This is a genomic window from Rathayibacter sp. AY1B6 (genome assembly GCF_002932755.1).
In the GTDB taxonomy this organism is placed as follows: Bacteria; Actinomycetota; Actinomycetes; order Actinomycetales; family Microbacteriaceae; genus Rathayibacter.
Window position 1 is genome coordinate 1 of sequence record NZ_PSWL01000016.1, and the last position, 12430, is coordinate 12430.

Sequence of the window (12430 nt, forward strand, 5' to 3'; positions counted from 1 at the left end):
CGCCCGCGTACCCCTCGGCGCCCGCGTATCCCTCCGCGCCCGGCCACCCCGCCGCCTACGCGGCCGCACCGGCGCCCGTCGTCCCGCGCACGCTGAGCCTCGTCGGGATGATCCTCGGCATCGTCGGCCTGGTCATCACGCTCTTCGCCGCGGGCTTCGGCTTCCTGCTGTCGGCTCCGGCCGTCGTCCTCGGCTTCCTCGGACGCCGGCGCGAGCCGGCCGCGCGCGGCTTCGCGCTGACCGCGATCATCACCGGGTTCGCCGGCATCGCCGTCTCGCTGATCTACCTGGCGGTCTTCCTCGTCTTCGTCGTGGTGGCCCTCGCCGCCGGCACCTCCGGCTACTGAGCCGGCGCGGGCCGCTCGACGCGCTCCGCCAGCAGGGCGCGGTGGCGCCCGGCGATCCGCGTCAGGATCAGCACCGCGCTGCCGGTGCCGGACAGGCCCAGGCGCTTGCGGAAGCGGGCGGGGTCGATGTCCACTCCGCGCTTCTTGATCTCGAGCACGCCGACGCCGCGGGTGCGCAGCTCCTTCGCCAGCGTGCGCTCGTCCAGCGGCAGCTCGGCGAGGACCCGGAAGCTGCGGAGGAAGGGCGAGGCGGCCGCCTCGTCGCCCGTCAGGTAGGCGATGCTGGGCGAGAGCATCCGCGAGCCGCTGGAGCGCGCGAGCTCGCCCAGGAGGCGCGCCCGGATCGCCGAGCCGTCGGGCTCGTGGACGAACGCGCCGAGCGGGCCGACCTCCTCGTCCTCGCTGTCACCCGCCGCGGTGAGCTCGGAGGAGCCGGCCGCTCCGAGCAGCAGGGCGGAGCGGCGCACGCCCGGTCGCGCCAGAGCACCGAACCAGAGCCCGGTCTCGACCAGCTCGCCGTCGACCGAGACCCACTGCGCCTCGGCGTCCCGGGGGAGGCGATCTCGGTCGAAGCCCGGGCCCACCTTCACGCCCACCGGGAGGTGCTCGGCGAGGCCGAACGCGAAGTCGAGCGAGGGGGAGTAGTCGTCCGGATCGTCGAGCCGACGGGTCTCGCGGTGGCCGGCCGTGCGGCGCGCGGGGTCGAGGTAGACGGCGTCGAAGCCGTCGAGGTCGAAGGCCTCGGCCGTCGAGTGCACGGCGCTCGCCGCGGGGAACGGGGCGAGGTTGAAGCTGGCCAGGGTCGCGGTGACCTCGTCGGCCTCGACGGCGGTGACCGCCAGGTCGATCGCGGCCAGGGCGAGGGCGTCGCCCCCGATACCGCTGCCGAGGTCGGCGACGTGCGCCGCTCCCGCGGCGGCGAACCGGCCGGCGTGCAGTGCGGCGACGCGCAATCGCGTCGCCTGCTCGAGTCCCGCGTCCGTGAAGAGCATCGAGCGGGCGAACTCGCCGAACTTCGCCTCCGCCTTCTGCCGGAGCCTCGCCTGGGTCAGCACCGCGGCGACGAGGACGGGGGAGTGGCCGGCCGCCCGGAGGCGTGCCACGGCCCGGACCAGATCGTCCGACCGGTAGCCGTCGAGGGAGTCGAGGAGCCGGAGGCCCTCGGGGGAGAGGAGCTCGACCAGCTCGTCACGTCGCATCCGGCCATGGTAGGCCACGGCCTCCCGGCGGGTCCGCCGCCCCGCTTGGCACTCTGATTGCACGAGTGCCAGCGGAGCCCCTACGATGGATCTAGCACTCTCGGAGCGTGTGTGCCAGAACCGCGTTCCGCCCACATCGTCGTCAAGAAAGAGGTCAACCGTGTCGGTGTCCATCAAGCCGCTCGAAGATCGCATCGTCATCAAGCAGGTCGAGGCGGAGCAGGTGACCGCTTCCGGTCTCGTCATCCCCGATACCGCCAAGGAGAAGCCGCAGGAGGGCGAGGTCGTCGCCGTCGGACCCGGTCGCATCGACGACAACGGCAACCGCGTGCCGCTCGACGTCGCCGTCGGCGATAAGGTGATCTACTCCAAGTACGGCGGAACCGAGGTCAAGTTCGGTGGCGAGGACCTGCTGGTCCTCTCCGCTCGCGACGTCCTCGCGGTCGTCGTCCGCTAGGCAGCATCCCTCGGAAGGGCCCGTCGACCTCGGTCGGCGGGCCCTTCCGTCGTTCCCGGTCCTCCTCGCGACCAGTGGCCTGATCCGTCCGGTACAGGACCGTCCCCCCGCCCCGCGCCTGCGTAGCATCGGGGGAGTGACCAGCTCCCGCACCCCCGCCGAGTCCGTCTCGCCGTCCCCCTCGGACGTGCCCCTCGGCGAAGGAGTGGAGGCTCTCGGCGCCTCCGGACGCCCGGGCGGGATGTCCGGCACGGGGCTGCTGTTCGCGTTCTCGGCCTACCTGCTCTGGGGCGCGATGCCCCTCTACTTCATCGCGATGGCGCCGGCCTCGCCGTTCGAGATCGTCGCCTTCCGGGTGCTCTTCTCGCTCGTGTTCTGCGTGATCCTGCTCACGGTCCTCCGCGGCTGGCGCTCCTTCGGCGCGCTGCTGCGCCGCCCCCGCCTGCTCGGCGTGATGGCGATCGCGGGCGTGCTCATCTACGTCAACTGGCAGGTCTACGTGATCGCCACGACCACGGGCCACGTCATCGAGGCGGCTCTGGGCTACTTCATGAATCCGCTGGTCACGGTGCTGCTGGGTGTCCTGGTGCTGCGCGAGCGCCTGCGGCCCCTGCAGTGGGCCGCGATGGGCGTCAGCGCGGTCGCGGTGCTGGTCATCGCGGTGGGCTACGGATCCTTCCCGTGGATCTCGCTCGCCCTCGCCTTCTCGTTCGGCCTCTACGGCCTGGTGAAGAGCCGCGTCGGAGGCACAGTGGACGCGGTCGGCGGGCTGACGCTCGAGACGCTCTGGCTGACGCCGCTCGCCGTCGTGCAGCTGGCGGTCGTGGGCTCCACGGTGGGTCTGACCCTGACGACGGAGGGGACGGGACACGCCCTGATCCTCGCCTCGGCCGGCATCGTCACGGCCGTCCCGCTGCTCCTGTTCGCGGGCGCCGCCCGGCGCCTCCCGCTCTCGATCGTCGGCTTCGTGCAGTACCTGACGCCGTTCCTGCAGTTCCTCGTCGGGGCCTTCGTCCTGCACGAGGAGATGCCGCTCGAGCGCTGGATCGGCTTCGCGCTGGTGTGGGCCGCCCTGGCGATCTTCTCAGGCGACCTCGTCGCCGCGGAGCGCAGACGGCGCCGTTCCTCCGTCTGATCTGCGGAACGCGTCGTCCTGACGCGGTGCGACGGCGGAATGGTAACGATCCGGTCGCGAAACGTATTGGTAACACCCCTGTATTGTTCACGGCTGCTTCGAAGGTTAGGTTGGCCGAGCGGTTGCCACCGGCGCCGCTCCCACTGACACACACCTCTCAAGGAGCAACATGGGCGTTTACGCGAAGGCCGGCTCGGCCCGCGCGCGGTCCCTCCGGGCAACCCTCGGCGGCGTCGCCATTCTGGGCGCCAGCGCTCTCGTCCTCGCCGGCTGTGCCGGCGGCGGCGACAGCGGATCGGGCGGCGACAGCGGCTCGGGCGACCTGTCCCTGAAGATCGGCACGATCCTCCCCCAGACCGGCACCCTCGCCGTCCTCGGCCCGCCCGAGATCGCGGGCGTCGACCAGGCGGTCGTCGACATCAACGACGCCAAGGCCGGCATCACCATCGACGTGGAGCAGAAGGACTCGGGCGACACCACGACCGACATCGCGACGCAGTCGGCCACGTCCCTCATCGCCGACAACGTCTCCGCCATCATCGGCGCGGCGTCCTCGGGCGTCTCGAAGACCTTCATCGACCAGGTGACCCAGGCGGGCGTCGTCCAGATCTCGCCGGCCAACACCTCGCCGGACTTCACGACCTACGACGACGACGGCTACTACTGGCGCACCGCTCCCTCGGACGTGCTCCAGGGCCGCATCCTCGGCAACAAGATCCTCGGCGACGGCAAGACCAACGTCTCGATCCTGTACATGAACGACGCGTACGGCACCGGCCTCGAGAAGAACATCAAGGAGACCCTCGAGGCGGGCGGAGCATCCGTCGCGGCCGAGGAGATCTTCGAGCCGGCCTCGACCGACTTCAACTCGGCGCTGACCTCGGTCCTCGCCCCGAACCCCGACGCGCTGGTCGTCATCTCGTTCGACGAGATCAAGACCATCGCGGAGCAGCTCTCGGCGAAGGGCTTCGACTTCTCGAAGCTCTACGGCACGGACGGCAACTACGGCGTCATCGGCGAGTCCGACACCAACGTCGACATCGCCGGCGCGCAGTTCACCAACCCCGGCGTCCAGGCGTCCGAGGACTTCCAGAGCAAGCTGCAGTCGCTCGTCGAGTCGCAGGGCAACGACGCGCTGACCGTGTTCAGCTACGCGCCGGAGTCGTACGACGCCACGGTCCTGACCGCTCTCGCCGCGCTCCAGGGCAAGGCGACGGACGGCGCGACCATCCGCGACAACCTCATGTCGGTCTCCGAGGGCGGCACCAAGTGCACGACCTTCGCCGACTGCGCGAAGCTCATCGCCGACGGCGAGGACGTCGACTACGACGGCCTCTCCGGCCCGATCTCGTTCGACGAGAACGGCGACACCAGCGAGGCCTCGGTCTCGATCTACAAGTACGGCACGGGCAACACCACCTCCTTCGAGGAGACCGTCGAGGGTTCGCTGAACTGACGACGCGGTGACGCGGCTCCTGCCGCATCCCTGAGGGGCTCGGTCTTCGGACCGGGCCCCTCCGCCGTTCCCGGAGCGCAGAGGCGGAGACGCACCGGTCGCGCGGACGGGCGCAGCGAGGCGGGGCGGCCGTTGCGGCGGCGACCGCTGTCCGGGCGCGGACGAACGGCTCCGTGGCGTCCAGGGCCTCACGCGGCGTCGAGGCGGCCACTCCAGGGGATTGAGGAGCCCCGGCGGGCAGTGGGCGCCTCCGAGCGCCTCTCTCGGCCTCGAGGAGCGCCGTGACGGACCGCGGGCGGGAGCGACGACGTCGAGCGGGAACGCAGAAGCGCGCGCCCTCCGAGGGAGGACGCGCGCTCCGTGTGCAGCGGAGAGCCTAGGAGGCGCGGAGCAGCTCCGCCTCCTGCGCGAGACGGTACGTGACGAAGGAGCGACTGTAGTTGCGGCGCTTGCCTCCCGTGGTCTCCGCGATGACGACCTGGGCGTAGACGCCGACGACGCGCCAGCGCTCGTAGTCGCCGATCGCACCTGTGCCGAAGCCGGCTCCGAGTTCCACAGGGGCGGGGGTGTAGCTCTTCATGGTCGGCTCCTTCGAGGCGGACGACGCGGCGCTCGAGGCGCTGCGGGGAGGGGAGGAGATCGGCGGCCGATCGCGGTCCCTACCGGGGGAGAGGGGACCGGGACGTGCCCCTGCAGGGCTGTCCCGTGTCCCCAAAACTACGGCAGGAGGGGCGATTTCCCGTCCCCCTCGTGGGGGTCGCGGGTGCGGAGAGACTCTCGCTGTCGTGCCCTCGTTCCGCGGACAGGAGGCGAGGTCGCCGACCCGCCGTCCCGCTGACGTCCCGGGGTGCGACGCGTGCCACGGAGAGACCGCTGGAGGCCTGTCCGCGGCCGGGGAGCGGCCCGACCGACTCCTCCCGCGCGCACTCCGTGCGGCCGCGTCTCCGGGGACCGGACCGCCCGCCTCCCCGGGCGGGCCCCTCCGGCTCTCCGGGCCGAACCGGCCTCCGTCCGGGGCCGTTCGACCTCCACGTGGGGCCGCGCCGACCCTCCGACCCGCTCCGCCCCCCCCCGGGGAACGACGAAGGGCCCGCCGTCCGGAGACGACGGGCCCTTCGCGGCGGAGTCAGCCGCCGACGGTCGGGGTGCTCGTGGTGACCTCGTTGGTCGTCGCGAGCGTGCCCAGGTAGAGCTCGATGACCTTGGGGTCGTTCATCAGCTCCCGGCCCGCGCCCTCGTAGGCGTCGCGGCCCTGGTCGAGGACGTAGCCGCGGTCGCAGATCTGCAGCGCCCGCCGCGCGTTCTGCTCGACGATCATGATCGAGACACCGGCGCGGTTGATCCTCTGCACGTTGACGAAGGTCTCGTCCTGCCGCATCGGGGACAGGCCCGCGCTGGGCTCGTCGAGCAGCAGCATCGACGGGTCCATCATCAGAGCCCGCGACATCGCCACCATCTGGCGCTCACCGCCCGAGAGCGACCCCGAGCGCTGCTTGAGCCGCTTGCTGAGCTCCGGGAAGAGCTCCGTGACGAACTCGAGCCGCTCCTTGTACAGCTTCGGCTTCTGGTACATGCCCATCTCGAGGTTCTCCTCGATGGTGAGCGACGGGAAGACGTTGTTGTTCTGCGGCACGAAGCCCACGCCCTTGGACACCAGTTTGTCGGCCTTGAGGCCGGTGATGTCCTCGCCGTTCAGCACGACGGTGCCCTGGCGGATGTTGACCAGGCCGAACATCGCCTTCAGCAGCGTCGACTTGCCGGCGCCGTTCGGGCCGATGATCCCGACGAGCTCGCCGCGCTTCACGTAGACGTTGGAGCCGTTGAGGATGTTGACCCCCGGCACGTAGCCCGCGTGCAGGTCGTGCGTCTCGAGGGTGTTCGGAGTCGTCGTGTCGGCGGTCATCTCTCGTCCTTCTCGAATTCGACGGCCGGGGCGTCGGTCGTCGGGGCGACGCTCGTCGGCGCGGAGGCCGGAGCGGCGGCCGGAGCGTCGTGGCCGGGCGTCGGGATGCCGGCCTGCTCCGCCTGCAGCTCCACGTCCTCGCGGACGAGGTCGGAGTCCATCTCCTCGGCGATCTCGAGCTGGCCCTCGATCGTGCCCAGGTCGGTGTCGTGGTGAGCGCCCAGGTACGCGTCGATGACGGCCGGGTCGTTCATCACGGTCGAGGGCGGGCCCTCGGCGACGACCTTGCCCTCGGCCATCACGATCACCCAGTCGGCGATCGTGTTGACCATGTGCATGTCGTGCTCGACGAAGAGCACGGTCATGCCCTCGTCCTTCAGATTCACGATGTGGCCCAGGAGCGACTGCGTCAGCGCCGGATTCACGCCGGCCATCGGCTCGTCGAGCATGACGAGCTCGGGCTCCGACATCAGCGCCCGCGCCATCTCGAGCAGCTTCTTCTGGCCGCCCGACAGGCTCGACGCGTAGTCGTCCCGCTTGGTGTCCAGCTTGAACCTCTCGAGCAGGCGGATCGCGCGCTGCTCGATCGAGTCCTCCTCCTTCGACCACAGCGGGCGGATGAGCGAGGTGAAGATGTTCTCGCCCTTCTGCCCCTTCGCGCCGAGCAGCATGTTCTCGAGCACCGTCATGCCGCCGAGCGCCTTGGTGAGCTGGAACGTGCGCACCATGCCCATCCGCGACACCCGGTAGGCCGGGACGTTGGCGAGGTTCTTGCCCTTGAAGTTCCACTTGCCGGTGTTGGGCTTGTCGAAGCCCGTCAGCAGGTTGAAGAACGTGGTCTTGCCGGCCCCGTTCGGGCCGATCAGGGCGGTGATGGATCCGCGGGGGATCTCGAGGTGCTCGACGTCGACAGCGGTCAGTCCGCCGAAGCGGCGGCTGACGTTGTCGGCGACGACGATGGGGTCCTTCTTCCGGACCCCGGGGACGATTGCTTCCTCGGTGATGTCCGAGACCGGCGTCTTAGGCAAAGTGCAGATCCTTCTTCTTGCCGAAGATCCCCTGGGGTCTGAAGATCACCAGGAGCATGAGGGCTACCCCCACCACGATGAACCGGATGGGTCCGGTCTGCACGGTGGTGAGGCGGATGAGGTCGTTGTTGAGGACCCCGGTGTCGATCCCGAGCGTGAGCAGTCCGTCGGTCAGACCGAGGACGACCCAGAAGATGATCGAGCCGACGACGGGTCCGAAGACCGTCGCAGCGCCGCCCAGCAGCATGATCGTGTAGAGGAAGAACGTGAGCTGGGTGCCGTAGTTGTCGGGCTGGAGCGAGCGGGGGAGGATGAACAGCGCTCCTGCGAGGCCTCCGAGCACTCCGCCCAGGATGAGCGCCTGGATCTTGTACGAGAAGACGTTCTTGCCGAGCGAGCGCACGGCGTCCTCGTCCTCGCGGATGCCCTTGATGACGCGGCCCCAGGGGCTGCGCATCAGGAGGAACACCAGGAGGCAGGCCAGGAGCACGAGGCCCCAGCCGACGATCCGCACCCACCACTGGTCCTGGCTGTAGGTGAGCACGCCGATGCCCCAGCGGCCCTCGGGGAGCGGGTTGAGGTCGTTGAACGCCTTCGCGGCGCCGTTGATGCCCTCCGAGCCGCCGGTGATCGCCGAGAACTCGGGGGTCTTGACCGAGAGCCGGATGATCTCCGCCGCCGCGATCGTGACGATCGAGAGGTAGTCGGCCCGCAGCCGGAGCGTCGGGATGCCCAGGATGAGCGCGAAGACGGTCGCCGCGACGATCGTCGCGAGGAAGGAGCCCCAGACGGGCCACTCGAACTTGACCGAGGTGATGGCGAAGGCGTAGCCGCCCACCGCCATGAAGCCGGCCTGTCCGAAGTTGAGCAGCCCCGTGAATCCGAAGTGGATGACCAGGCCGATGGTCGCCAGCGCGTACGCGGCGACAGTGGGATCGACGATCTGCCCGATCGCCAGCCAGATGAAGTTGAGGTTCATGGTGTCCTAGCCGATCCGTTCCTTGCGGCCCAGGATTCCCTGCGGCCTGACCAGGAGGATGATGATCATGAGAACGAGCGGAGCCACGTACTTGAGGTTCTCCGGGATCCAGATCGTCGAGATGTTCATCATCAGTCCGATGATGAGCGAGCCGACCAGCGCGCCGTAGGCGGAGCCGAGTCCGCCGAGCGTGATCGCCGCGAAGATCAGCAGCAGGATCGACGCTCCCGTGTCCCAGCGCAGCGACTGGTAGTAGCCGATGTAGACGCCCGCCAGTGCGGCGAGAGCGCCCGACATCACCCAGACGACGCGGATGACGCGCTCGACGTTGATGCCCGAGGCGGAGGCGAGGGCGCGGTTGTCCGAGACCGCCCGCATCGCCTTGCCGATCTTCGTCTTCGTGAGGACGTAGGCCACGGCGACGATGCAGACGACGCCGACGACGGCGCCGACGATGTCGGTGAACTTCAGGCTGATCCCGAGCTCCGGCACCGTGAAGAACGGAGCGGTGCTGTTGGGGAGCGAGAGGCGGTCGGCCCCGAAGAAGAAGACGAACACGTAGCGCAGGGCCAGCGAGAGGCCGATCGTCACGATCATCAGCGGGATGAGCTGGATGCCCTTCTTCCGCAACGGCTTCCAGAGCAGCCCGTCCTGGACGAAGCCGAAGGCCCCGCCGAGGATCACCGCGATCGGGATGGCCAGCAGCGCCGGGAGTCCGAAGACCCCGGAGAAGAGGTACGCCATCAGCGCACCGAAGGTGACCAGCTCGCCGTGAGCGAAGTTGTTCAGGCCGGTCACGCCGTAGATCAGAGAGGCTCCGATCGCCGCGAGGGCGATCAGGAGCCCGAAGATCAGGCCGGTGACGACCTTCGGCCAGAAGATGATCCAGAACGTGTCGGCCGACACCGGCTGGTTCACCGCGTTGGACGTCCCGTCGGGGTTCGTCGCGTCGTTGCCGGTCGTGCCCTCGGTCGCGGGGCTCGTCGGAGCGGCGGAGTCCGTCGGGACCGGGACGGTCGCCCCGGAGCCCTTCGGGTTGGCCGTCGAGACGATGAAGTTCACGATCTGATTCTGCGAGGCGACGATCTTCACCTGCTTCGGGTTCTGACCCGCGGCGGGGTAGCCCTTGTCGGCGGGCAGCGACTCCTCGTCGACGGTCACCGTGTAGGTGCCCGCGGCGTCGAGGGGGAACGTGGCTCGGCCGTCCTCGCCGGTGGTCACGGTCGCGGAGGCGTCACCGCCGATCTCGACGGTCACCCCCGTCAGGTTCTCGTTCGTCCCCTGCACGCGGACCCAGGCGATGATCGACTGGTCGGCGGTGGTGGCGGCGAGTGCGGCGGGGGCCGCCGCGGCGATCCCGGTGAGGGTCGCGGCGAGCAGACCCAGGGCCAGGAGGCGGTCTCGGAGCCTCGGGCGTCTCCTATCCACGGGGCGCCTCCCGGTCCGTCGGATGCAGGGTCGTCGAGCGCTGGCGGCGCATCGAACGGCTGGCTGTGAGCAAGACGTCTACCTCTCGTCAGGGTGCACAGACGGATGGGGTCTCCGGGCACGCCCGAATCGCCGTCGTCAAACAACGTTGGTTGACCATACGTTCCGCATGTGTCGGCGGTGTTTCACCGTCCGCACTTACGCGTGACGACATTATGAGGGAGAGGAGAGCGCTCCAGCGCCCATCCGAGGCCCGTCGGCCGCAGCGTCGAGGAATACCGCGGGCCCCGCGGCGCTTAAGATCGAACAACCGTGGCGCTCGTGAGCGGACTCCTCCCGTCCTCTCCGGGCTCCCGCACTCGACCTGCTAAGGGGCATTGATGGACCAGCCGGATCCCTTCGGATTCCTCGGACTCACCTACGACGACGTCATGCTCCTCCCGGGGCACACCGACGTCATCCCGAGCGAGGCCGACACGGCCTCCCGCCTCACCAAGCGCATCAGCGTGGCGACCCCGCTGCTCTCCGCGGCGATGGACACCGTCACCGAGGCGCGCATGGCGATCGCGATGGCCCGCCAGGGCGGACTCGGCGTCCTGCACCGCAACCTCTCCATCGCCGACCAGGCCGACCAGGTCGACCGGGTGAAGCGGAGCGAGTCGGGAATGGTCTCGAACCCCGTCACGACCACCCCGGACGCCACCGTCGCGCAGGTCGACGACCTCTGCGGCCAGTACCGGATCAGCGGCCTCCCCGTCGTCGACTCCACCGGCGTGCTCGTGGGCATCATCACCAACCGCGACATGCGCTTCGTCTCGCCGTTCGAGAAGGCGACCACGCTCGTCCGCGACGTGATGACCAGCACCGGCCTGATCACGGGCCGCGTCGGCATCCCCGACAGCGAGGTCATCGCCCTCTTCGCGCAGCACAAGATCGAGAAGCTGCCGCTCGTCGACGCGCAGGGCAAGCTCGCCGGTCTCATCACGGTCAAGGACTTCGACAAGTCGGAGCAGTACCCGAACGCCACGAAGGACGACGAGGGCCGCCTGCGGGTCGGCGCCGCGATCGGCTTCTTCGGCGACGCCTGGCAGCGCGCCACGGCCCTGCTCGACGCGGGCGTCGACGTGATCGTCGTCGATACCGCCAACGGCGACTCCGCCGGCGTGCTCGACATCATCCGCCGCCTGAAGTCCGATGCGGCGTTCGCCGGCGTCGACGTCATCGGGGGCAACGTCGCGACCCGCTCCGGGGCGCAGGCCCTCGTCGACGCGGGCGCCGACGCGATCAAGGTCGGCGTCGGCCCCGGCTCGATCTGCACCACCCGCGTCGTCGCCGGCGTCGGCGTCCCGCAGGTCACCGCGGTCTACGAGGCGTCCCTCGCCGCGCGCGAGTCCGGCGTCCCCGTGATCGCCGACGGCGGCCTCCAGTACTCCGGCGACATCGCCAAGGCGCTCGTCGCCGGCGCCGACACCGTGATGCTCGGCTCCCTCCTCGCGGGCTGCGAGGAGAGCCCCGGCGACCTCGTGTTCCAGAACGGCAAGCAGTTCAAGACCTACCGCGGAATGGGCTCCCTCGGCGCCCTGCAGACCCGCGGCGAGCGGACCTCCTACTCGAAGGACCGCTACTTCCAGTCCGACGTCCCCACCGACGACAAGCTGATCGCCGAGGGCATCGAGGGCCAGGTGCCCTACCGCGGCCCGCTCGCGAACGTGGCCTACCAGCTCGCCGGCGGACTGCGCCAGTCGATGTTCTACGTCGGAGCGCGCACCATCCCCGAGCTGAAGGAGCGCGGGAAGTTCGTGCGCATCACGGCGGCCGGGCTGAAGGAGTCGCACCCTCACGATGTGCAGATGGTGGTGGAGGCGCCGAACTACCGGCGCTGAGGGCTTCTGGTGGGGCCGGCGGCGGATCGGGATCGCGGCCCCTCTGCCCGACGGGCCTGCGGCCCGTACGCCCACCACGCCGGAGGGGCCGCGATCCCGATCCGCCGCCTCCCTCCGGGAGACGAGCACCGTAGTCCGTCTGGCGAGCCGGGGGGCGCAGCGCGAGCGGCGCGAGGCGCCGCCGCGACTGCGGGGGAGGGCTTCCGCCTCTGCGGACGCGAGGGAGTGGTCACTGCCCGTACCGCGCGAGTGCGCGACGGAGCCGGGAACGGCGTTCCGCGTTCCAGTGGATCGTCGTAGCGGCCGTGCGGAGTTCACGTGCTCGTGCGACAGAGCCGACCCGCTCTGCGGATCGCGTCCACCCGCTCGTGCCGACCGTGGGCGAGCGATCGGGGCTCTGGAGCACGGTGGGAGCGCGAACCGGCGATCCGCGTGCCAGCGGATCGTCGTGGCGCGGTCGCGGCCCGCTCTGCGGATCGCGTCCACCTGTTCGAGCCGCAGCTGACACCGCTCGGCGGTGACCGGCGATCCGCGTGCGAGCGGATCGTCGTAGCGCGGACGGAGGACGCTCTGCGGAACGTGACCACCCGCTCGAGCCGACTGCGGGCGAGCGAC

General features: G+C 70.0%; 11 protein-coding genes. 5 read left to right on the top strand and 6 right to left on the bottom strand.

The genetic code is table 11. The features are described 5' to 3' along the window. On the top strand, positions 1 to 347 hold a 347-nt coding region (locus C5D08_RS09930), incomplete at its 5' end, for a DUF4190 domain-containing protein (protein WP_104276912.1). Here C5D08_RS09930 and C5D08_RS09935 read toward each other — a convergent pair. Then, a complete protein-coding gene (locus C5D08_RS09935; RefSeq protein WP_104276913.1) occupies positions 341 to 1546 on the bottom strand; it encodes an SAM-dependent methyltransferase in 1206 nt (401 codons plus the stop codon). The two genes, C5D08_RS09930 and C5D08_RS09935, sit on opposite strands and share 7 nt — an antisense overlap. Positions 1547 to 1706: 160 nt before the next feature. Here C5D08_RS09935 and groES point away from each other — a divergent pair, with 160 nt between their 5' ends. The 3 genes from groES to C5D08_RS09955 all read left to right on the top strand — a co-directional run bounded on the left by groES (position 1707) and on the right by C5D08_RS09955 (position 4594). Then, a complete protein-coding gene (gene groES, locus C5D08_RS09940) occupies positions 1707 to 2003 on the top strand; it encodes a co-chaperone GroES (protein ID WP_097167691.1) in 297 nt (98 codons plus the stop codon). A 241-nt stretch (positions 2004 to 2244) separates the two neighbouring features. Further along, positions 2245 to 3138: an EamA family transporter RarD gene (gene rarD / locus C5D08_RS09950; RefSeq protein WP_104224726.1), complete on the top strand. Its 894-nt coding sequence runs from the start codon at positions 2245 to 2247 to the stop codon at positions 3136 to 3138. Positions 3139 to 3307: 169 nt separating this feature from the next. Next, a complete protein-coding gene (locus C5D08_RS09955) occupies positions 3308 to 4594 on the top strand; it encodes an ABC transporter substrate-binding protein (protein WP_104276914.1) in 1287 nt (428 codons plus the stop codon). A 376-nt stretch (positions 4595 to 4970) separates the two neighbouring features. Here C5D08_RS09955 and C5D08_RS09960 read toward each other — a convergent pair whose 3' ends face one another. The 5 genes from C5D08_RS09960 to C5D08_RS09980 form a co-directional block, all read right to left on the bottom strand. Further along, entirely contained in the window at positions 4971 to 5174 is a 204-nt protein-coding gene (locus C5D08_RS09960; protein WP_104234164.1) for a hypothetical protein, read from the bottom strand. 546 nt (positions 5175 to 5720) lie between these two features. After that, positions 5721 to 6497 (bottom strand): ABC transporter ATP-binding protein, encoded by a 777-nt coding sequence (locus tag C5D08_RS09965; RefSeq protein WP_104276915.1) that lies wholly within the window; start codon positions 6495 to 6497, stop codon positions 5721 to 5723. Continuing rightward, positions 6494 to 7525 carry an ABC transporter ATP-binding protein gene (locus C5D08_RS09970; protein WP_104276916.1) on the bottom strand — a complete coding sequence of 344 codons (1032 nt, stop codon included), beginning with the start codon at positions 7523 to 7525 and terminating at the stop codon, positions 6494 to 6496. The genes C5D08_RS09965 and C5D08_RS09970 overlap by 4 nt, the downstream gene beginning before the upstream one ends. After that, positions 7518 to 8504, bottom strand: coding sequence for a branched-chain amino acid ABC transporter permease (locus tag C5D08_RS09975; protein WP_104224731.1), 987 nt, complete (start codon positions 8502 to 8504; stop codon positions 7518 to 7520). Before C5D08_RS09975 ends, C5D08_RS09970 begins: the two co-directional genes overlap by 8 nt. Positions 8505 to 8510: 6 nt before the next feature. Then, entirely contained in the window at positions 8511 to 9932 is a 1422-nt protein-coding gene (locus C5D08_RS09980; protein WP_104224732.1) for a branched-chain amino acid ABC transporter permease, read from the bottom strand. A 380-nt stretch (positions 9933 to 10312) separates the two neighbouring features. Between C5D08_RS09980 and guaB the strand changes: the two genes are divergently transcribed. Then, complete coding sequence (guaB, locus tag C5D08_RS09985) at positions 10313 to 11815, top strand: IMP dehydrogenase (RefSeq protein WP_104276917.1); 1503 nt, start codon at positions 10313 to 10315, stop codon at positions 11813 to 11815. Positions 11816 to 12430 lie beyond the last annotated feature (615 nt).